The sequence below is a fragment of the Pseudofrankia coriaricola genome (genome assembly GCF_032027725.1).
GTDB lineage: Bacteria > Actinomycetota > Actinomycetes > Frankiales > Frankiaceae > Pseudofrankia.
The window spans coordinates 473,214-493,129 of sequence record NZ_JASNFO010000001.1 but is presented as its reverse complement, the minus strand read 5'-3'; the positions used below and the strand labels follow the sequence as shown (position 1 = coordinate 493,129).

19 protein-coding genes and 1 pseudogene are annotated in these 19,916 nt (G+C 72.9%); 11 read left to right on the top strand and 9 right to left on the bottom strand.

What is annotated here, in order from left to right; translation table 11 throughout:
- Window positions 1–2 precede the first annotated feature (2 nt).
- The 4 genes from QOZ89_RS02130 to QOZ89_RS02115 are packed head-to-tail and all read right to left on the bottom strand — an operon-like array spanning window position 3 to window position 3,707.
- On the bottom strand, window positions 3–404 hold the full coding sequence (locus QOZ89_RS02130) for a non-heme iron oxygenase ferredoxin subunit (RefSeq protein ID WP_241841512.1): 402 nt from the start codon (window positions 402–404) through the stop codon (window positions 3–5).
- Window positions 401–1,543 (bottom strand): Fe-S cluster assembly protein SufD, encoded by a 1,143-nt coding sequence (gene sufD / locus QOZ89_RS02125; RefSeq protein ID WP_071047007.1) that lies wholly within the window; start codon window positions 1,541–1,543, stop codon window positions 401–403. Before sufD ends, QOZ89_RS02130 begins: the two co-directional genes overlap by 4 nt.
- Window positions 1,543–2,955: a Fe-S cluster assembly protein SufB gene (sufB, locus tag QOZ89_RS02120; protein WP_071047008.1), complete on the bottom strand. Its 1,413-nt coding sequence runs from the start codon at window positions 2,953–2,955 to the stop codon at window positions 1,543–1,545. Before sufB ends, sufD begins: the two co-directional genes overlap by 1 nt.
- A complete protein-coding gene (locus QOZ89_RS02115; protein WP_083418180.1) occupies window positions 2,952–3,707 on the bottom strand; it encodes a helix-turn-helix transcriptional regulator in 756 nt (251 codons plus the stop codon). The genes sufB and QOZ89_RS02115 overlap by 4 nt, the downstream gene beginning before the upstream one ends.
- A gap of 162 nt (window positions 3,708–3,869) precedes the next feature.
- Between QOZ89_RS02115 and QOZ89_RS02110 the strand changes: the two genes are divergently transcribed.
- The 6 genes from QOZ89_RS02110 to QOZ89_RS02085 all read left to right on the top strand — a co-directional run bounded on the left by QOZ89_RS02110 (window position 3,870) and on the right by QOZ89_RS02085 (window position 9,983).
- Window positions 3,870–4,583, top strand: coding sequence for a hypothetical protein (locus tag QOZ89_RS02110; RefSeq protein WP_071047019.1), 714 nt, complete (start codon window positions 3,870–3,872; stop codon window positions 4,581–4,583).
- A gap of 43 nt (window positions 4,584–4,626) precedes the next feature.
- Window positions 4,627–6,132 carry a glycerol kinase GlpK gene (gene glpK, locus QOZ89_RS02105; protein ID WP_071047009.1) on the top strand — a complete coding sequence of 502 codons (1,506 nt, stop codon included), beginning with the start codon at window positions 4,627–4,629 and terminating at the stop codon, window positions 6,130–6,132.
- A gap of 261 nt (window positions 6,133–6,393) precedes the next feature.
- Window positions 6,394–6,975 (top strand): helix-turn-helix domain-containing protein, encoded by a 582-nt coding sequence (locus QOZ89_RS02100; RefSeq protein ID WP_312622842.1) that lies wholly within the window; start codon window positions 6,394–6,396, stop codon window positions 6,973–6,975.
- Between the two features lie 77 nt (window positions 6,976–7,052).
- Window positions 7,053–7,976, top strand: a complete 924-nt coding sequence (locus tag QOZ89_RS02095; RefSeq protein ID WP_083418182.1) for an ABC transporter ATP-binding protein — start codon at window positions 7,053–7,055, stop codon at window positions 7,974–7,976.
- Window positions 7,973–8,806: an ABC transporter permease gene (locus tag QOZ89_RS02090; RefSeq protein ID WP_083418183.1), complete on the top strand. Its 834-nt coding sequence runs from the start codon at window positions 7,973–7,975 to the stop codon at window positions 8,804–8,806. Before QOZ89_RS02095 ends, QOZ89_RS02090 begins: the two co-directional genes overlap by 4 nt.
- Window positions 8,807–8,852: 46 nt before the next feature.
- Window positions 8,853–9,983: a COX15/CtaA family protein gene (locus QOZ89_RS02085; protein WP_312622841.1), complete on the top strand. Its 1,131-nt coding sequence runs from the start codon at window positions 8,853–8,855 to the stop codon at window positions 9,981–9,983.
- On the opposite strand, the pseudogene QOZ89_RS02080 reads toward QOZ89_RS02085, so the two are convergent.
- From QOZ89_RS02080 to QOZ89_RS02065, 4 genes and pseudogenes are all read right to left on the bottom strand, one after another.
- A pseudogene (locus QOZ89_RS02080) lies at window positions 9,921–10,139 on the bottom strand (type II toxin-antitoxin system RelE family toxin); the annotation flags it as partial. The gene QOZ89_RS02085 and the pseudogene QOZ89_RS02080 sit on opposite strands and share 63 nt — an antisense overlap.
- Window positions 10,136–10,423 carry a type II toxin-antitoxin system Phd/YefM family antitoxin gene (locus QOZ89_RS02075; protein WP_076815003.1) on the bottom strand — a complete coding sequence of 96 codons (288 nt, stop codon included), beginning with the start codon at window positions 10,421–10,423 and terminating at the stop codon, window positions 10,136–10,138. The gene QOZ89_RS02075 and the pseudogene QOZ89_RS02080, both read right to left, overlap by 4 nt.
- A gap of 50 nt (window positions 10,424–10,473) precedes the next feature.
- Window positions 10,474–11,343, bottom strand: coding sequence for a heme o synthase (locus QOZ89_RS02070; RefSeq protein WP_312622849.1), 870 nt, complete (start codon window positions 11,341–11,343; stop codon window positions 10,474–10,476).
- A 371-nt stretch (window positions 11,344–11,714) separates the two neighbouring features.
- Complete coding sequence (locus QOZ89_RS02065; RefSeq protein ID WP_157910432.1) at window positions 11,715–11,888, bottom strand: hypothetical protein; 174 nt, start codon at window positions 11,886–11,888, stop codon at window positions 11,715–11,717.
- A 278-nt stretch (window positions 11,889–12,166) separates the two neighbouring features.
- Here QOZ89_RS02065 and tal point away from each other — a divergent pair, with 278 nt between their 5' ends.
- The 5 genes from tal to QOZ89_RS02040 all read left to right on the top strand — a co-directional run bounded on the left by tal (window position 12,167) and on the right by QOZ89_RS02040 (window position 17,621).
- Complete coding sequence (gene tal / locus QOZ89_RS02060; protein WP_071047012.1) at window positions 12,167–13,270, top strand: transaldolase; 1,104 nt, start codon at window positions 12,167–12,169, stop codon at window positions 13,268–13,270.
- A gap of 287 nt (window positions 13,271–13,557) precedes the next feature.
- Window positions 13,558–15,093 carry a glucose-6-phosphate dehydrogenase gene (zwf, locus tag QOZ89_RS02055; RefSeq protein ID WP_071047013.1) on the top strand — a complete coding sequence of 512 codons (1,536 nt, stop codon included), beginning with the start codon at window positions 13,558–13,560 and terminating at the stop codon, window positions 15,091–15,093.
- A gap of 49 nt (window positions 15,094–15,142) precedes the next feature.
- A complete protein-coding gene (locus QOZ89_RS02050) occupies window positions 15,143–16,171 on the top strand; it encodes a glucose-6-phosphate dehydrogenase assembly protein OpcA (RefSeq protein ID WP_071047014.1) in 1,029 nt (342 codons plus the stop codon).
- Complete coding sequence (gene pgl / locus QOZ89_RS02045; protein WP_071047015.1) at window positions 16,171–16,941, top strand: 6-phosphogluconolactonase; 771 nt, start codon at window positions 16,171–16,173, stop codon at window positions 16,939–16,941. Before QOZ89_RS02050 ends, pgl begins: the two co-directional genes overlap by 1 nt.
- A gap of 146 nt (window positions 16,942–17,087) precedes the next feature.
- Complete coding sequence (locus QOZ89_RS02040; protein WP_198543078.1) at window positions 17,088–17,621, top strand: hypothetical protein; 534 nt, start codon at window positions 17,088–17,090, stop codon at window positions 17,619–17,621.
- A gap of 131 nt (window positions 17,622–17,752) precedes the next feature.
- On the opposite strand, the gene QOZ89_RS02035 is transcribed toward QOZ89_RS02040, so the two are convergent.
- Window positions 17,753–19,792 (bottom strand): serine/threonine-protein kinase, encoded by a 2,040-nt coding sequence (locus QOZ89_RS02035; protein WP_312622839.1) that lies wholly within the window; start codon window positions 19,790–19,792, stop codon window positions 17,753–17,755.
- Between the last annotated feature and the right edge of the window lie 124 nt (window positions 19,793–19,916).

Below are 19,916 nucleotides of genomic sequence, written 5' to 3'. Positions count from 1 at the left end.
CCTCACTTAAGGCTCGCGGCGGCCGGGCCCAAGGAGGTGCGAAAATGCTCCTCCTTCGCGCCTCCGGCGGCCTTGTCGGGATCGAGGTCGACATATACGTCGCCGCTCTCGATGGTCACGGGGTAGGTGGGCACCGGGTCGGTGGCCGGGAGGCAGGTCGGCTTGCCGCTCTCCAGGTCGAACTGGGAGCCGTGCAGCCAGCACTCGATCTTCCCGTCCTCGACCTCGCCGTCCGACAGCTGGACGTCCTGGTGCGAGCACTCATCCCGGATCGCGAACACCCGCCCGCCGGAGCGCACCACGCACACCGGCGTCGGCTCGTCCTCACCCTCGACATCCAGCTCGACGCCCAGCGCCGCCTCCTCGGCGAGGTCGTCGAGCGCACACACTCGCTGCCGACTCACGAGCCCACCGCCGCCAGCTCGGCGTCGACGGCGGCGGTCACCCGGGCGCGGAGCGACTCGATGCCGACCCGGTCGAGCACCTCGCCGAAGAAGCCGCGCACGACCAGCCGGCGCGCCTCGTCGGCCGGGATCCCCCGGGTCATCAGATAGAACAGCACCTCGTCGTCGAACCTGCCCGTCGCGCTGGCATGGCCCGCGCCGGCGACCTCACCGGTGAGAATCTCCAGGTTCGGCACCGAGTCGGCCCGCGCCCCGTCGGTCAGCACCAGGTTGCGGTTGATCTCGTACGTGTCGGTGCCGACGGCGTCCGCGCCGATGAGCACGTCGCCGATCCACACCGAGTGCGCGCCCGCGCCTCGCAGGGCGCCCTTGTAGGTCACCCTGCTGCGGCAGTTGCGCTCCTGGTGGGTGACCAGCAGGCGGTGCTCCTGGTGCTGGCCGGCGTCCGTGAAGAACAGCCCGGCCAGCTCGGCGTCCCCGCCGGGGCCGCGGTAGTCGACCGTCGGGTTGAGCCGCACCAGCTGTCCGCCCAGCGTGATGTGGGTGGCGCGCAGTTTCGCGTCCCGGCCGAGCGAGAAGGCGTGCGCCCCGGCGTGCACCGCGTCGTCGTCCCAGTCCTGCAGCGAGACGAACGTGACGGACGCGCCGTGGCCGACGTACACCTCGACGTTGCCGGCGTACTTCGCCGTGCCCGTGTGGTCAAGCACCACGGTTGCGCGCGCGAACGGGCCGACCTCGATCGCCAGGTGGCTGTAACAGACCACGCCTTCGCCCCGCAACGCCACCATGACCGGCTCGGTCAGCTCGGCCTCGGCCGGGACCGTGACGGCGACGGCGCCGCCGGCCCGCACGGTCGCGAACGCCGCGACCCGGTCGACCGGGGTGAGCACCCGGCCGACGCGCGGGTCGCCCGAGTCCACGAACTCGACCTCGACGCCCTCCGGCGCCGCGACCGAGATGTCGATCTTCCCGTCGGGCTCCTGGCCGGCGATCAGCGGCTTGAGCGGGCGCAGCGGGGTGAACCGCCAGGCCTCCTCCCGACCGGTCGGGACGGGGTGGGCCTCGGGGTCACGGGACCGGACCGGGGCGCTCGGCGCCGGCACGGCCGGTGGGCGCCCGGTCGCGTCGATGACTGGCATCAGCCGACAGCGCCTTCCATCTGCAGCTCGATCAGCCGGTTCAGCTCGAGCGCGTACTCCATCGGCAGCTCTCGGGCGATCGGCTCGACGAAGCCGCGCACGATCATCGCCATGGCCTCGTCCTCGCCCAGGCCCCGGCTCATCAGGTAGAAGAGCTGGTCCTCGCCGACCTTCGAGACGCTTGCCTCGTGGCCGATCGACGCGTCGTCCTCGCGGACGTCGACATAGGGATAGGTGTCGGACCGGCTGACGGCGTCGACGAGCAGCGCGTCGCACTTCACGGTCGACTTCGACTGCGTCGCGCCTTCGTGGATCTGCACCAGGCCGCGGTACGACGTCCGGCCGCCGCCGCGGGCCACCGACTTGGAGATGATCTGCGACGACGTGCGCGGTGCCGCGTGCACCATCTTGGCGCCCGCGTCCTGGTGCTGGCCCTCGCCGGCGAACGCGATCGAGAGCACCTCGCCGCGGGCGCGCTCACCGAGCAGCCACACCGCCGGGTACTTCATCGTCACCTTGGAGCCGATGTTGCCGTCGATCCACTCCATCGTGCCGCCCTCCTGGCAGGCGGCCCGCTTGGTGACCAGGTTGTAGACGTTGTTCGACCAGTTCTGGATGGTCGTGTAGCGGCAGCGCGCGTTCTTCTTGACGACGATCTCGACGACCGCGGAGTGCAGCGAGTCGGACGAGTAGACCGGCGCGGTGCAGCCCTCGACGTAGTGCACGTAGGCACCCTCGTCGACGATGATCAGGGTCCGCTCGAACTGGCCCATGTTCTCGGTGTTGATCCGGAAGTAGGCCTGCAGCGGGATCTCGACGTGCACGCCCGGCGGGACGTAGATGAACGAGCCGCCCGACCAGACGGCGGTGTTCAGCGCGGCGAACTTGTTGTCGCCGACCGGGATCACCGAGCCGAAGTACTCCTTGAAGATCTCCGGGTACTCGCGCAGGCCGCTGTCGGTGTCGAGGAAGATGACGCCCTGCTCCTCGAGGTCCTCACGGATCTTGTGGTAAACGACCTCGGACTCGTACTGGGCGGCGACGCCGGAGATGAGGCGCTGCTTCTCCGCCTCCGGGATGCCAAGCTTGTCGTAGGTGTCCTTGATGTCGGCGGGCAGGTCGTCCCAGGAATCCGCCTGCTTCTCGGTGGAGCGGACGAAGTACTTGATGTTGTCGAAGTGGATGCCGGAAAGGTCCGCGCCCCACGTCGGCATCGGCTTGCGCTCGAAGAGCTTCAGACCCTTCATCCGCAGGTCGGTCATCCACGACGGCTCGGACTTCTTCGCCGAGATACCGCGGACCACCGTCTCGGACAGGCCACGCTCGACGTCGTCGGCATAGGCGTCGGCGTCGGCCCAGCCGAACTTGTACGAGCCAAGCCCTTCGAGGGCGGTCTCGGCAGAGGTAGTCATGTCGTTATGATCCTCACGGGCACGGGAGAGTTCCTCGTCGGCACCGAGGACCCGGTGCCGGTAGCGGTCTTGCCGGGGACGTGCGTCGTGCAGACACCGTCGCCGTGGGCGATGGTGGCAAGCCGTTGGACGTGACTGTCCAGTAACCGGGACAGCGCCGCCGTCTCCGCGTCACACAGCGCGGGGAAACGCTCGGCGACGTGCTGGACCGGGCAGTGGTGCTGGCAGATCTGGGTACCGCTGGGCACCTCGGAGACGCTGGCCGTGTAACCGGCGTCGGTCATCGCCGCCGCGAGCGCCGCGGGACGGTCCTCCTCCGGCACACCCTCGACCGCGGCGGCGAGCAGGGACTCCAGCTCCCGGCCGCGCCGCTCGGCGAACGCGGCGACCGCGCCGCCGCCCGCGACCTCGTCGAGAAACCGCAGCGCACCGGCCGCGAGGTCGGAGTACGCCGTTGGGCCGGCCTCGTCGTGCCCCGCGTCGGTCAACGCGTAGTGTCGGGCCGGGCGCCCCCGGCCCCGCGGGCCACGGGCGTGCACGGTGGTGGGTGTGATGATCCCGTCGGCGACCATCGCGTCGAGGTGGCGACGCACCGCCGCCGGTGACAGGTCGAGCTGGCGGGCGAGGTCCGCGGCGGTCGAAGGCCCAGCCTCCAGCAGGATGCGCACGACTCGATCCCGGGTGCGCCCATCGGCACCCGCCGACGAGACCACGGCACCCGAGTGCGGGTCGAGGTCCTGCTGGGATTTCACAACACCAGTGTGCCCTATTTACCAGCCATCGTCGAACCGGCTGCCCCACGCTGTGATCCGTCAGTCTCTCCCCCGGCCGGGCGTGCTCCCTTACCGTCCAGACCACCCTGCGGGCGGCTCGGACGCGAAGTGCACACTGGCACGATGCGGATGCAACGGGTCATGCCGACACGTTCGGGCCTTCCGAGCAAAGCGGCGCGACGGGTAGCCGCGCTGGTGGGAGCCCTGCTGCTGGCCGGCGTCATGGCCGGATGCGGCGGAGGCGGGCCGAAGAACAACGGGCTCGACAAGGACCCGGCGCCCCGGGTCGGCAGCCGGGCGCTCGACGCGTTCCGCCACGCCGACAGCGTCCGGGTGATCGGGCGGCTCTCCAGCGGCAGCACCGAGAGCGGCGACTCCACCTGGGACCTGCGGATGGTGGGGACGACCACCAGCGGCACGTTCACCAGCGGAAGCCACAAGATCGATGTCGTCAAGTCCGGTGCCGACACCTACATCCGCGGTGACCAGGGCTACTACCAGGAGATCGGCGAGAGCGACGCCTCCTCCCTGCTCGCCGGCCGGTGGGTGCGGCTCACCCCGGCCCAGGCGGACAAGTACCGCTTCCTCACCGTCGAGGGCCTCGCCCTCTCCCTCACCGAGTACCTCAACAGCCTGTCCGGCAACGTCACCGCCACCACATTCGCCGGCCGCGACGCCGTCCTGGTGAAGGGCGGCTCCGGCGTCACCCTGTACGCCGCCACGACCGGCGACCCGGTCCCACTGCGGATCGACGTCGTCGGCGGCGAGAACAGCCGCATCGAGTTCAGCGACTACGGCTCGGCCACCACCGCCGCGGTCCCGGGCGACGCCGTCGACCTCGCCAGCTTCGGCTAACCAAGGCCCCTTCCCGCCGGGTGATCGGCGGTAGCATGCGGCGGTGCCCGAGCCGGTTGTGGTCGCCGTCGACCAGGGGACGACCGGGACGACGGTCTGCGTCCTCGACCGGGACGCCCGGGTCGTGGGCCGGGCGCACACCGAGGTCGCCGTGTCCTACCCGCGCCCCGGCTGGGTCGAGCAGGACCCGGAACAGCTCTGGCGTGGTGTCGTCGACACCGCCGCGGCGGCGCTCGCGGCGGCCGGGCGCCGCGCCGCCGACATCGGCGCGGTCGGCATCACCAACCAGCGCGAGACCACGGTCCTGTGGGACCGGCGCACCGGCGAGCCCGTCCACCCGGCGATCGTCTGGCAGGACCGGCGGACCGCCGCCGCCTGCGAGAAGCTCGCCGCCGCCGGGCACGGCCCGGCCGTCGCCGAGCGCACCGGCCTGGTGCTCGACCCCTACTTCTCCGGCACCAAGATCGCCTGGATCCTGGACGCCGACCCTGAGCTGCGCCGCCGCGCCGGGCGCGGCGAGCTGGCGTTCGGCACCGTCGACAGCTGGCTCGCCTGGCGGCTCACCGGCGGGCGCAGGCACGTCACCGATGTCACCAACGCCTCCCGCACGATGCTGCTGGATCTCGCGACGGCCACCTGGTCCACCCCGATGGCCGAGCTGCTCGACGTCCCGATGGAGCTGCTCGCCGAGGTGCGTCCCAGCTCCGAGGTGTACGCCGAGACCGACCCGGCCGCGTTCTTCGGGGTGGCGGTGCCGGTCGCGGCGGCGGTCGGCGACCAGCAGGCGGCGCTGTTCGCGCAGGCCTGTGTCGAGGCGGGGCAGGCCAAGAACACCTACGGGACGGGCTCGTTCGTCCTGCTCAACACCGGTCCGACGCCCCCGCCCCCGAGCCGGGAGGGCGCGCTGCTGCGCACCGTCGCGTTCCAGCTGGCCGGCGAGCCGGTGCACTACGCACTCGAGGGGGCGGTCCTCGCGACCGGCGCCGCGGTGCAGTGGCTGCGCGACGGGCTGGGCGTGATCGGCTCGGCGGCCGAGACGGCCGGGCTCGCCGCCTCTCTCGACGGCAACGACGGCGTCTACTTCGTCCCGGCGCTGGCCGGCCTCGGCGCGCCGCACTGGGACGCGCGGGCGCGCGGCACCCTCGTCGGGCTCACCCGTGGCACCGGCCGGGCGCACCTCGCCCGCGCGGTACTGGAGTCGATCGCCTACCGCACCCGGGACATCGCCGTCGCGATGAGCGCCGCGGGCACGCCCGTCACGGAGCTGCGCGCCGACGGTGGCGCGGCCGCCAACCCATGGCTCATGCAGTTCCAGGCCGACGTCCTCGGCGTCCCCGTCGACGTGCCGGACAACCTGGAGACCACCGCGCTCGGCTCCGGCTACCTCGCCGGGCTCGCGACCGGCTTCTTCCCCGACCGCGCCGCGCTCGCCGCGCTGCGCCGCACCGCCACCCGCTACGAGCCACGAATGCCCGCCGCCGAACGCGACCGTCTGTACGCCGACTGGCTACGAGCCCTCGACCGCTCCCGCGATTGGTCCCGCGACTAAAAACTGGCCCAGAGCGCCGCCCGCGCCGCCTGGCGACGCGCCGGCCTGCCTGGCGGCCGCCCGGACGGGCCATCACCGTTTCGCGTCGATCAGGGCGACTTTTGCGACAAAAAGGACTTTCGCCGCGCGGGGCAACGAACGGACCACACGATCGAGCTGGCAAATCTCGGCGAATCTACTGTCTGCGGAACCGAACCATGACAGTCTGTCACGAGGGGCGGTTGGCGCTCCCGTTTCGCCCCTGCCGCCCGGACGGAGACCGTGACCGACTCGGAGTACGCCGTCGAGCTCGGCCGGCGCCTGCGCGCGGTCCGCAACCGGCGTGGCTTGTCGCTGCTCGACGTGCAGGAGATCACCACCGGCCGATGGACCGCCGGCACCCTCGGCGCCTATGAGCGCGGCAGCCGGGTCATGCGGGTACACCGGCTCGTCGAGCTCGCCGAGCTGTACGACGTGCCCGCGACCCTGCTCGTCCCCCCGACCACCGATCACCGCGACACCGATGGCCTGCCGCCACTGGTGATCGACCTGCGCCGGCTGCGCAAGCTCCCGCCGACCCGCACCGGCCCGCTGCGGCGCTGGATCGCGATCGTGCAGGTGCTGCGCTCGGAGAGCACCCGCGACGTGCTCCGGCTGCGCCGCTCCGACCTGACGTCGCTGTCGCGTCTCTACTCGACGACCCCCGAGCTGCTCTACGAGCGGCTCATCGCCTGGGGCGCCCTCGTCGACCCCGCCGAGCCATCCCCCGGCACCGGCGGCGCCCGCCGCCGGCCGGGTGGCGGCGCGGACCGGCCGCGTGCCGGCGTGCCGTCCACGCTGCCGCGTCAGGGGCCACGCCGCTGAACGCCGCACATCGCGTCACCTCTCTGCCCTGGGATCACGCGGAGGGGACCGGCGTGGGGGCGCCGTAGGATCGGCGCGTGGGCGAGATCCTGGCGGTCGAGGTCGTCGACCTCGTCAAGACATATGGGCAGGCCCGCGCGGTGGACGGGCTGTCGTTCGAGGTGCCGGCCGGGAAGGTGACCGCCCTGCTCGGTCCGAACGGCGCGGGCAAGACGACGACCGTCGAGATCTGCGAGGGGTTCCGGCGGGCCGACGCCGGCACGGCCCGGGTCCTCGGCGCCGACCCCAGGGACCCGCGGCTGCGCCCCCGGGTCGGGGTGATGCTCCAGTCCGGCGGGATGTACCCGGGCGCCAGGGCCGAGGAGATGCTGCGGCTCGTCGCCGCGCACCACGCCCACCCACTCGACCCCGACGCGCTGCTCGCCAGGGTGGGCCTCGTCGGCGCCCCGGCCCGCACGCCGTTCCGGCGGCTGTCCGGCGGCCAGAAGCAGTTGCTGTCGCTGGCCATGGCCGTGGTCGGGCGCCCGGAGCTGGTGTTCCTCGACGAGCCGACGGCCGGCCTCGACGTGCGCGCCCGCCATGACACCTGGGACCTGGTCGAGGAGTTGCGCACCGCCGGCGTGACGGTGGTCCTCACCACGCACGCGATGGACGAGGCGGAGAAGCTCGCCGACCAGGTCGTGATCATCAACCGCGGCCGGGTGGTCGCGGCCGGTGCCCCGGTCGAGCTGAAGGGCGGCGGCGCCGACGGCGAGCTGCGGTTCCGCGCGCCGGGCCGGCTCGACCTCGACCAGCTGCTCACCGCGCTGCCGGTCGGCTCGCGCGCCGTCGAGCGCGCCGGCGGGCACTACATCGTCAGCGGCACCGTCGACGCGGCGTTCGTCGCCGCGGTGATGGCCTGGTGCGCGAACAACGGCGTGCCGGCGACCGACGTGCGGGTCGAGCAGCGCAGCCTGGAGGACGTCTTCGTGGACCTGACCGGCTCGGAGCTGACCCCGTGAGCGTTGCCGATCCGGCGGGGACCCTGGCCCCGGCCGAGGCGCCCACCCGCGCCCCGCTGGACCTGCGGCCCGCGCCCGGCGCCGCCCGGTGGCCCCGGATGCTCGGCGCGCAGACCCGGATGGAGCTGACCCTCAACCTGCGCCACGGCGAGTCAGTGCTGCTCACCCTGATCATCCCGATCGGGCTGCTGCTGTTCTTCTCCGCCGTCGACGTCCTGCCGTCCGACAGCCGCGACTCGGTCGACTTCCTGGTGCCTGGGGTGCTCGCGCTCGCGGTGATGTCGGCCGCGTTCACCGGGCAGGCGATCTCCACCGGGTTCGAACGCCGCTACGGGGTGCTCAAGCGGCTCGGCGCGACCCCGCTGCCCCGCTGGGTGCTGCTCGCCGGCAAGACACTCGCGGTACTCGCGATCGAGGTCCTGCAGGTGGTGCTGCTCGTCGCGGTCGGGCTCGCGCTCGGCTGGGAGCCCCGGCTCCCCGGGACCGCCGCCGGAATCGGCTGGCTGGCGGCGCTGCTGGTCCTCGGCACGACCGCCTTCAGCGGGCTCGGCCTGTTCATGGCGGGCACGCTGCGCGCCGAGGCGACCCTGGCCGCGGCCAACGGCGTCTACCTGCTGCTGTTGCTCGTGGGCGGGGTGGTGTTCCCGCTGTCGGAGCTGCCCGGCTGGCTGCGCGTCCTGGCCGAGGGCCTGCCGACGGCGGCCCTGTCCGAGGGCGTGCGGGCCGTGCTGGCCGACGCCGCGTCCCCGGGCGCGGGACCGGTCGTCGTCCTGGCCTGCTGGGCGGCGGCCTCGGTGGCCCTGGCCGCCCGCACCTTCCGCTGGGAGTAGCCGACAGTGCGCGAGTGTCCGGCGACCGGGACATAGGATGGCCGCGATGTCTTCTACAGCTCGTCGAAGCAACCCGGTCGCGGCCCTCTGGGACCGGCTGCCGGCGGTGAGCCCGCGGGTGTTCCGGGTCCTCACGCTCATCAGCCTGGTGTTCCTCGGGCTGATCGTGGTCACCGGCGGCGCGGTCCGGCTGACCGGCTCCGGGCTCGGCTGCCCGACGTGGCCGCAGTGCGGTGACGGCTCGTGGACGCCGCACAGCCAGTACGCGCTGCATGGGGCGGTCGAGTTCGGCAACCGCATGGTCAGCATCCTGATGGGCATGTTCATGCTGGTCACACCGCTGGCGGCGCTGCGGCTGGCGGACCGGCGGCAACGTCGCGACCTGGTGTGGCTGTCGCTCGGGCTGTGGGCCGGCTTCGTCGGCCAGGCCGTGCTCGGCGGGATCACCGTGCTCACCGACCTGCACCCGGCCACCGTCGCCGCGCACTTCCTGCTCTCGATGCTGCTGCTCGTCGACGGCGTGGTGCTGTACCGCCGGGCGAGGCAGGGCGCGGGCCCCGTCACCGTCTCCGTCCGCCGCGAGCTGCTCTGGCTCGCCCGGGTCCTGGTCGTCGCCGCCGCCGGAGTCCTCGTCCTCGGCACGGTCGTCACCGGCACCGGGCCGCACAGCGGCGACGACGAGAAGGCCAAGCGGTTCGGCTTCGACATCGTCAACGTCGCTCAGGTGCACGCCGACGGCGCGATGCTGGTCACCGGCCTCGCCGTGGCGATGGTCTTCGCCGTCCGGATCGCCAAGGCCTCCCGGGAGGCCCGCCGCTGGGCCGACGTGCTGGTGGTGACAATCGTCGCCCAGGCCGCGGTCGGCTTCACCCAGTACTTCCTCGGCATCCCCGCCGGCCTGGTCGCCCTCCACGTCGCCGGCGCCACCCTGATGTGGATAGCCGCCCTCCGCCTCTGGCTCGCCCTGCCCGACCGCCCGGCGCTGATCGCCCCAACCTCGGCTGCGGCACCGGAGTACGTCAGTCTTCAGCAGGGGGCACCAGCGTCAGCTGTGGTAGACATCGGACCGGTGATCTATACGCACGATCCGGACCGTGCGAACACGGTCGTCGATGCGATAGACGACCCGGTAAGCGCCGCGCCGAGCGGAGTGGTGACCACTCAGCTCGCGGACTAGTGGCTTGCCCACGACGCGCGGCCTGTCCAGCAACGGCCCGGTAATGAACTCGACGACCGCGGCCGCAGCGGCGGGCGGCAGGCCGGCGGGCGGCGGTTCCGTGAGAGCCCTACGGGCAGCGGGAGCAAGGGCTAGCCGGTAGGCCTCGTCGGTCACTGTTGCTCACGCTCCAAGCGAGCAGCGAACTCTCGACGCAGCTGGTCGGCGTCAATTCCTTTCCCGGCGTCGATGTCAGCCTCAGCTTGGCGGATCTGTTCCAACGCCCCAGGTGTGGACAGCAGATCCAGCGTCTCCTCGAGCGCCTCCAGGTCGGACACCGCGAGCATGACGACCTCTGGCCGCCCGTTGCGTGTGATCACGACTCTGTCATGGGTGTCCCGGACCTCGTCCACGACGGCAGACAGCCGCGCCTTGGCGTCCGCCAGCGGTATCACAGTCATGACCAGAATTATAGTCACGAGTCCGCAGCGACGACCCGTGATCGCGCGTCTCAGAGCAGCGGGCTGACCGCGACCGCGAGGAAGAGGATGGTCAGGTACGTGATGCTGTAGTGGAACAGGCGCATCGGGTGGGCGGGCTCGTCACGTGCGACCCGGCGGACGAGCCGGTGGGCCTCCAGCAGGAACCAGACACCCACGACGGCGGCGACGACCAGGTAGAGCAGCCCCGCGTCGGCGACCGGGTAGAGCACGAGCGACGTCGCGACCATCACGTACGAGTAGATCAGGATCTTGCGGACGACCTCGCGCAGCGGCGCCACGACCGGCAGCATCGGTACGCCGGCCGCCGCGTAGTCGTCCTTGAACTTGATGGCCAGCGCCCAGAAGTGCGGCGGCGTCCAGAAGAACACGACACCGAACAGGATGACCGCGCCCCACCCGACCGTCCCGGTCACCGCGGACCAGCCGATGAGCACCGGGAAGCAGCCGGCCGCGCCGCCGATGACAATGTTCGACGGGGTCCGCCGCTTGAGCCCCAGCGTGTAGACGAACACGTAGAACGCAATCGCGCCGTCGGCGAGCAGCGCCGACGGCCAGTTGACCAGCAGCCCGAACAGCAGCGTGGACACGACCCCGAGCACGATGCCGAACCACAGCGCCTCGACCGGGGTGACGGTCGCCTTGACCAGCGGGCGGCGCTTGGTGCGCGCCATGATCTCGTCGATGTCGCGGTCGACGTAGCAGTTGATGGTGTTCGCGCTGCCAGCGGAGAGCGTGCCGGCGACCAGCGTCACCGCGATCAGCCACAGCGACGGCAGGCCACGGTCCGCGAGGATCATCACCGGGACGGTGGTGACGAGCAGCAGCTCGATGATCCGCGGCTTGGTGAGCGCGATGTACGCCCGCGCCTTGGCGAGCACGAACCCGAGGCGGCCACCGTCCGCGCCGGAAGGGGCCACGGCGGCGGGGGTCGTCGCGGCCGGTGTCGGGGTTCCTGCCGGATCGGCGGAGCGGATCCGGGTGGTCGGGGCAACGGGCTCCGAAACGGTCGACATGTCGGCTACCTCGACGGCGCCCGCGGTCGCCGACGTCTGGGTGGGTTCCGCGGCGGTGGTCACAGTGCCCGCCTGGCCGCCCGCGGCAGTCGCCCGATGGCCGCCGGAACCGGCCGCACGCGGGCGCGGCGCGGCCTGCCGGCGGCGCAGGACTGCCAGGCTGGACAGGGCGACCTCACGTTCTCATCCCGGTTGGCGGAGCGGCACCGTTGTCACGTTCTACGTCGTGTCGGAGTCTAACCGCCCGGCAGCCACGCGGGCGCGCCGCCCAGACGGGCGATCACCGGCCGGGCGGTGGCGCCCCGCCGGTCCGCCGGCACGCCACCCCGCTCCGGCGGCATGACCAGGCGTCCGTCGTTGTTGCCACGGGCGTATCCGTTGTCCGGGCCGTGAGGTCTCAAGGTGTTCATACGGACACCCTGTTCACGAGGGTGGCCCGGGTGGGCACACTAGGTCGTATCTGACGGCCTCCGGCCGCGCGAGGCTCCGCCATCATCGCGCGGCCTTCGGCCTGAGCCACAGGAGGTACGCGCACCCGGGCCGAAGCGGCCGGAGAGCCGTGGCCAAGGCCACGGGGCCGGCCGTGGGGCGACCGTCCAACCCGGCGGCGGTTGCGCGGATGAGCCATGCATCACCGGGTAGGGAGTCGCCGTGCCCGGCGTCTCCCCGCGGAGAGGACCTACCAACCATGACCAACCCGCTCTCCGACCTCTCTGCCGCCGGAGTGGCGGTCTGGCTGGACGACATCAGCCGCGACCGGCTGCGAAGCGGCAACCTCGCCGACCTGGCCAGCACGCACAGTGTCGTCGGCGTCACCACGAACCCGACCATCTTCCAGAAGGCGATCACCTCCAGCGAGGCGTACGCCGAGCAGCTGCACGACCTCGCCGTGCGCGGTGTCGACGTGGGCGAGGCCATCCGGCTGATCACCACCGCGGACGTGCGCTCCGCCTGTGACGTCCTGCGCCCCGCCTACGACGCCAGCGACGGCGTCGACGGGCGAGTCTCCATCGAGGTCGACCCGCGCCTGGCGCACGAGACCGAACGGACTCTGGCCGAGGCCCGCTCGCTGTGGTGGATGGTTGACCGGCCGAACCTGTTCATCAAGATCCCGGCCACCGTGGAGGGTCTGCCGGCGATCACGGCCACGCTGGCGGCAGGGATCAGCGTCAACGTCACACTGATCTTCGGGCTGGACCGCTACGACGCGGTGATGGACGCCTTCATGACCGGCGTCGAGCAGGCGGTCGCGAACGGTGTCGACGTCTCGAAGCTGCAGTCGGTCGCCTCCTTCTTCGTGAGCCGCGTCGACTCCGAGGTCGACAAGCGGCTCGAGAAGATCGGCACCCCGGAGGCGAAGGCGCTGCGCGCGAAGGCCGCCATCGCCAACGCCCGGCTGGCCTACGAGCGCTACGAGAAGGCGTTCGGCACCGAGCGCTGGGCGGCGCTCGCCGCCGCCGGCGCGAGCCCGCAGCGGCCACTGTGGGCGTCGACGTCGACGAAGGACCCCGCGCTGCCGGACACTCTCTACGTGCGCGAGCTGATCGCGCCGGGGACCGTGAACACGATGCCGGAGGCGACGCTGCTGGCGTTCGGCGACCACGGCGACGTGCCTGGGGAGACGATCCGGCCGTTCTACGCCGACGCGCACGCGACCATGGCGGCCCTCGCCGCCGTCGGGGTCGACGTGGACGACGTGGTCGAGGTTCTCGAGCGGGAGGGCGTCTCCAAGTTCGAGGACTCCTGGAACCAGCTGCTCGACGCGGTCCGCGGGCAGCTCGAGGCGCACTGACCGGCCGCCGCCGGGCCGGCGGGAGCGACGAGCCGGCCCGACCAGACCGACCAGACCGGCCGAATGAGCAACGGGCGGCCCGCGGCTCGGGTAGAACCCAGACGTCGCCAGGTAGCGGGCGGGCGAGGTCATCCGGCGGCGCCCCGGCCAGGTCGTCAGACCGCGGGCCCGCGCAGCCGAACCACGCACAGTCAGACCAGGCAAGACCGGACCAGGCCGGACCGGACCGGACACAGCCGCCGGACTCAGGCCAACCTCTCAGCCAGCACAGACAGGGGGAATCGCAGGTGGCGTCCACGGCAGGTGGCAACCCGCTGCGCGATCCGCGAGACCGCCGGCTGCCCCGGCTCCCCGACGCCAGCGCTCTGGTGGTGTTCGGCGTCACCGGGGACCTATCCCGCAAGAAACTCATCCCGGCGGTGTACGACCTGGCCAACCGCGGCCTCCTGCCGCCCGGGTTCGTGCTTCTCGGCTTCGCCCGCCGCGACTGGGAGGGCCACGAGCCCTTCATCGAGTTCGCCAGGGAGTGCGCGGAGAAGGGCGCCCGCACGCCGTTCCGGGAGGAGACCTGGGACCGGCTGGCGTCGTCGATCAGGTTCGTGCGCGGCTCGTTCGACGACGACGCCGGCTTCGACCGGCTCGCTCAGGAGCTGGCGAGCCTCGAGAGCAGCCACGGCATCCAAGGCAACGCCGCGTTCTACCTGTCGATCCCGCCGTCGGCGTTCCCGGTGGTGCTCAAGCAGATGGAGCGCACCGGGCTGGCCGACGAGGAGAAGGCCGGCGGCTGGCGGCGCGTCGTCGTGGAGAAGCCGTTCGGCCACGACCTGAAGTCCGCCCGCGAGCTCAACTCGCTCGTCGACGAGGTGTTCGGCCCGGCGGACGTGTTCCGGATCGACCACTACCTGGGCAAGGAGACCGTCCAGAACCTGTTCGCGCTGCGGTTCGCGAACACGCTGTTCGAGCCGATCTGGAACTCCCAGTTCGTCGACTCGGTGCAGATCACGATGGCCGAGGACGTCGGCATCGGCACCCGCGCCGGCTTCTACGACGAGACCGGCGCCGCCCGGGACGTGCTGCAGAACCACCTGCTCCAGCTGCTGGCGCTCACCGCGATGGAGGAACCCGTCAGCTTCGGCGCGGAGACGATCCGCACCGAGAAGATCAAGACTCTGCGCGCGGTCTCGCTGCCCACCGACCTGGCCCACTACGCGATCCGTGGCCAGTACGAGCAGGGCTGGCTCGCCGGCGAGCGTGGGCGCGGCTACCTCGACGAGGACAACATCCCGCCCACCTCGACGACCGAGACCTACGCCGCGGTGAAGCTCGGCATCGAGACCCGCCGCTGGGCCGGCGTCCCGTTCTACCTGCGCACCGGCAAGCGCCTGCCGCGCCGGGTCACCGAGATCGCGATCAGCTTCAAGCAGGCGCCGCACCTGCCCTTCGACGCGACCGACACCACCGAGCTCGGCCACAACCAGCTGGTCGTACGGGTGCAGCCAGACGAGGGCGTGACGCTGAAGTACGGCTCCAAGGTGCCCGGTACCGCGATGGAGGTCCGCGACGTCGCGATGGAGTTCCTGTTCGGCGAGGCGTTCACCGAGGCGCTGCCGGAGGCCTACGAACGGCTGATCCTCGACGTCCTGCTCGGCGACGCGATGCTGTTCCCGGACAACGCCGAGGTCGAGGAGTCGTGGCGGATCATCGACCCGCTCGAGGAGTTCTGGGCCACCACCAAGCCGTTCCCGTACCGGTCCGGCAGCTGGGGACCGACCGCCGCCGACGAGATGCTGGCCCGCGACGGCAGGCGCTGGCGCCGGCCGTGAACCCACAGGTTGCGATACCCCGGCCGATCGACCTGGCGAGGAGCCTGCTGTGACCACTCTCTGGGACACCACCGGGTCGGCGGTTGTCAAGGCGCTGTCGGCGGAGCGGCGGGCGGCGGGGGCGCTCGCGTTCGGGCTCGCGCTGACGCTCGTCGTGGTCGTTGACGAGAAGAACGTCGCCGCCGCGGAGAGCGCGGCCACCGCCGCCGCGGCCGCGCACCCGTGCCGGCTGCTGATCGTGGTGCGCCGCCAGATCGACGCGCCGCACCCGCGGCTGGACGCCGAGGTCTCGATCGGCGGGCGGCTCGGCCCCGGCGAGGCGATCGTGATGCGGATGTACGGCCGGCTGGCGCTGCACGCCGAGTCGGTGGTGCTGCCGCTGCTGGCCTCGGACGCGCCGGTAGTCACCTGGTGGCAGGACGAGCCGCCTACCCGGATCGCGTTCGACCCGCTGGGGGTGTTCGCCGACCGGCGGGTGACTGACTGCGACCGGGCGCCCGACCCGCTGGCGGCCCTGCAGCTGCGCGCCGCCGACTTCGAGCCGGGCGACACCGATCTCGCCTGGACGAGGATCTCCGGCTGGCGCACGCTGCTCGCCGCCGCCTTCGACGGGCGTGCCGACCGGCCGCGCTCGGCCCACATCGACGCCGACCCGTCCGACCCGAGCGCCCATCTGTTCGCCGGGTGGCTGCGGGCGAAGCTCGGCGTGCCGGTCGACGTGGTCGGCACCGGGAAACGCGGGATCCAGGCTGTCCGCGTGGCCGTGGACGACGGTGAGGTCGCCGTGTCCCGCGCCGACGCCCGCTCGGGCAACATCACCAGGCCGGGGGTACCGCCCCGCCGGCTGCCGCTGCGCCAGCTGGACGTCGGCGACCTGCTCGCCGAGGAGCTGCGCCGCCTCGACCACGACGTCATCTACGCGGAGGCGCTGTCCGCCTGGAGCGGCATCCCGGACCTGGCGGGTCGTTCGGGGCACCGCGAGCACATCTGGCAGGACCCCATGGAGCAGCCGCCCGCGACGCCCGCGACGGCGTCAGCCACGGCCAAGAGCGGGCCGGTGGCGGAAGGCGGCAGCTGATGGAGCTGATCGTGCACCCGGACGCCGGCCTGCTCGCGAAGGCCGCCGCCGCCAGGCTCGTCACCGCGCTGGTCGACGCGCAGGCTCAGCGCGGCGAGGCATCCCTGGTGCTGACCGGCGGCGGCATCGGCATCGCGTTGCTGCGCGCCCTGCGCACGATCCCGGCGCTGGACGCGGTCAACTGGTCAAAGGTGGACGTCTGGTGGGGTGACGAGCGGTTCGTCCCCGCCGACTCCCCAGATCGCAACTCCCGCCAGGCCCGCGAGGCGCTGCTCGATCACGTGCCGGTCGACGAGAAGCGGGTATTCGAGGTGGGAGCTCTCACCTCGGCGGGCGGGTCCGTGGGCGCCGCGGGCGGCTACGTGGAGCCGGAGCAGGCCGCCGCCGACTACGCGGCGGCGCTCGCCGCACGCGCGCCGGCGGGCGCGGCCGTGCCGGCGTTCGACGTGCTGCTGCTCGGCATCGGCCCCGAGGGCCACATCGCGTCGATCTTCCCGCACTCTCCCGCGGCTGCCGCGGCCGAGCCAGTCGTCGCCATCCGCGAATCCCCCAAGCCGCCGCCCAACCGGATCTCGTTCACCTTCCCGACGATCCGGGCCGCGAGGCAGGTGTGGGTGATCGCCGCCGGCGAGGAGAAGGCGGACGCCGTGGCCACGGCTGTCGCCGGTGCCGACGCGCTGGACCTGCCCGCGGCCGGCGCCCGCGGCCTGGAGCGCACCCTCTGGCTCGTCGACCGCGCCGCCGCCTCCCGCGCCGGTCTGGCGGGATAGGGCCGGCTCCGCTCGACGCCGTGCCGATTGCGTCGGGGCGGCGCGGCGGCGAAATCGCGTTGCGGAGATCGCGGGCGGAGCTCAGACTTGATCTCGTGTTGGTGACCTTCTCGCCCGATGAGACGCGCAGCGGCGGATCGGTCGCCTTGATCGCGCGGCCGGACGGGGTGACCCTGCGACTCCAGTCCTACGACCGGAAGTACTCCGTGCCGCATGACCTCGCGCATTTCGTCGCCGAGCGCGAGTTCCGGATGGCCCAGGGCTTCTGGGGCAGCGTCGCGTCCGGCGTCGTGTTCGCCAGCATGCGGGTGGTCGCCGGCCGTCCTCGCCATGACGCGGCGCGGCGGTCGCGGGCGATCCTCGCCGCGAACCAACGGCACATCATGCTGGCCGAGGTGGTGGCCGGCGCCGTCCACCGGGCGCTCGACGACGGGGACCAGAGCGCCCCGGCGGCGCTGACCGCCGCCTGGGGCACCATCGGCACCGGCGCACCCCCGTTCGACCCCGCCCGCGGGGCCGCGGCCGTGGGGCGGCTACGCGAGCTGCGCGACCAGTGGCAGACGCTCCCGCCGGGCGGCGAGCTGGCACTGGCCTGGGATGTCCCGGTGAAACCGGCCGCCACCGTCCCCCAGGCCAGGCGCCGCGGGGACACCGCCCGCCGCGGCGGTGGCCGGCGCTAGCCCGCCGAATCCGGTCCTGAAACGCATCCAGGCCGCGAGCCGCGGGTACAGGCGGCAGCCGCGCCCGCGCACGACGGCCTTCCGGGGCCGCTCCGGCAGACCTGATGCGCGGCCCGGCCGGGCGCGTCCGCCTAGGACCTGGTCAGGGTGGCGATGCCCGCGGAGGTGATGTAGGTGGCGTCGTAGAAGTAGTCGAGGGTGCCATCGTCGTTGAGGGTCAACCGGAGGCGGTAGGCGCCGTTACACAGCTCGTTGCTCTTGGTTATCAACTCCTGGACCTGAATCTGCCGGATGCCGATCTCTCGCAGAAGAAGGTCCGCCTCGCAGCCTTCCGATGAGCTGGAGACGCCGACGGTCCCGTTGAGCTCACCACCGCGGATCTCCAGCGTGACCTCGAAGCGGACCGGGGGCAGGGTGAACGTCGTACCGTTCAGATCCACGCCGGATATGTCCACGCCCTGCGTGACGGTGCCGTGCCAGAGGCCCAGCATCCGCACCGGCACGGCGCCGGCGCCGGCGGCCGCAGCGGTGCCAGTCCCGGCGGTACCAGTCCCGGCGGTTCCTTCCGTACCCGGCACGGCACCGGCCGTCGCGCCGCCGGACGCCGCCGTCCCGGTCGGCGTGGAGCGGGGCTGCGCACGGCCAGGTCCACCACGCGCCTCCCCGATCCCCCAGGCGGCCAGGCCGACGAGCAGCAGGACGGCGACCACGGCGGCCAGCCCGAGCGGAACGGGCAGCGGCCACAGGCGGCGAAGGGCGGCACGGCTGCCATCCCCGCCATTCCCGCCGTCGCCGCGGGTGCCAACGGGCGTCGGGTCCAGCGCGCCCAGGAGCACCGGCGCGACGCCCGGGCCCCCGGGCGGCCGGGTGCCCGGGGCGGAGGCGGAGCGCGGGGCCGGCCCCGGCGGAGCGGGCGGCGAGGCGCCTCCCAGCCCAGGCGACGCCGACGCGGATTCGGGGTGCTCAGGCGCCAGCTCTTGGGGAGCACGCACCGCCGGCGGCCGGTCGAGCGGCCGCGGCCGCTCGGGCGGTGAGTGCTGGCCGGACGCACCCGACGGCCGCGCGCCGGCGGCGGGCGGACCGGTCGCGGGTGGCCGCGCGAGGGGAATCGATGCGCTGGTCAGGGGCGAGACGGGCTCGGATTCGCCAGACGGGGGTGGAGGCGGCGGCGACAGGGCGGCCGTGCCGGCGAGAAGGCGCAGGGCGCGGGTGAGCAGGGCGGCGGCGCCGTCGGCGCGCAGGCGGGCAGCGGGGTCCTTGGTGAGCAGGCCCGCGATCACCGGGGCGAGCGGGCCGACGTCGCGGGTCGGCTCCGGCAGGTCGTACAGGACCGCGTGCAGCGAGGCGAGCAGGGAGTCCCGGTGGAACGGGGCGGCGCCGTCCGCCGCGTAGAACAGGGTCGCGCCAAGGGCGAACAGGTCGGCGGTGAGCGTCGCCGGGCCGCCGCGCAGCCGTTCGGGGGCCATGTAGGCGGGCGTGCCGCTGGGCAGGCCGCCCTCGCCCGGCTGGTGGGTCAGGGTCGAGTCGGCGGCCGAGGCCGCGATCCCGAAGTCGGTGAGCAGCACCCGGCCGTCATGCGCGAGCAGGATGTTGGACGGCTTGACGTCGCGGTGGACCACGCCGAGCCGCTGCCCGGCGACCAGCGCGTCCAGCACGGCGAGCCCGATCTGGGCGACCTGGGCGAGCGGGCGCGGCCCGTCACGCGCGACCGCCTCCTGCAGGGAGCTGGCCGCCACGGCCTCCATGACGATCCACGGCGCGCCGTCATCGACGACGGCGTCGTGGACGGTGACCACGTGCGGGTTCGCCCGCAGCTGCGCGGCGCTGCGTGCCTCACGCAACGCCTGCGCCACCCAGGCGCCGGTCGAGGCCTCCCAGCCGTCCGCGCTCCCGCCGTCAGCGCTGTCTGGGCCGGCGCCCTCGCCGTCGCCGGCGCTGGCACCGTCGGGATCGGCGAACGCGAACGGCGGCCGGATCTCCTTGACCGCGACGTCCACGTCGAGCAGCGCGTCGCGGGCGAGCCACACGGCCCCCATCGCGCCGACGCCGATGAGCTCCACCAGCCGGTACCGACCGGCGATCAGCCGCCCGGCGGCCCCCGCCGAACCGGCGCCCTCCGGCGGGCCGACAGGCCGGATGCGCCCGGCGCTGGCCTCGGCCTCGCTCCCCATCCCTCCGCCCGTCGATCCGCTCGCACGCAACGCACGGGCCGTGGCCCAGGTTGAGCGAAGCGTAGCGGCTCAGACCGGCCGGTTCTGGGACAACGCCGAATCCCGGCGCCGCTGCCGGCCGGCG

Excerpts from the sequence above, each read along its gene's own strand:
- QOZ89_RS02065 (WP_157910432.1), bottom strand. The coding sequence starts at position 11,888 with ATGAACACCTTGAGACCTCACGGCCCGGACAACGGATACGCCCGTGGC.
- QOZ89_RS02085 (WP_312622841.1), top strand. The coding sequence starts at position 8,853 with ATGTCTTCTACAGCTCGTCGAAGCAACCCGGTCGCGGCCCTCTGGGAC.
- QOZ89_RS02035 (WP_312622839.1), bottom strand. The coding sequence starts at position 19,792 with ATGGGGAGCGAGGCCGAGGCCAGCGCCGGGCGCATCCGGCCTGTCGGC.
- pgl (WP_071047015.1), top strand. The coding sequence starts at position 16,171 with ATGGAGCTGATCGTGCACCCGGACGCCGGCCTGCTCGCGAAGGCCGCC.
- QOZ89_RS02110 (WP_071047019.1), top strand. The coding sequence starts at position 3,870 with ATGCCGACACGTTCGGGCCTTCCGAGCAAAGCGGCGCGACGGGTAGCC.
- tal (WP_071047012.1), top strand. The coding sequence starts at position 12,167 with ATGACCAACCCGCTCTCCGACCTCTCTGCCGCCGGAGTGGCGGTCTGG.
- sufD (WP_071047007.1), bottom strand. The coding sequence starts at position 1,543 with ATGCCAGTCATCGACGCGACCGGGCGCCCACCGGCCGTGCCGGCGCCG.
- sufB (WP_071047008.1), bottom strand. The coding sequence starts at position 2,955 with ATGACTACCTCTGCCGAGACCGCCCTCGAAGGGCTTGGCTCGTACAAG.
- QOZ89_RS02075 (WP_076815003.1), bottom strand. The coding sequence starts at position 10,423 with ATGACTGTGATACCGCTGGCGGACGCCAAGGCGCGGCTGTCTGCCGTC.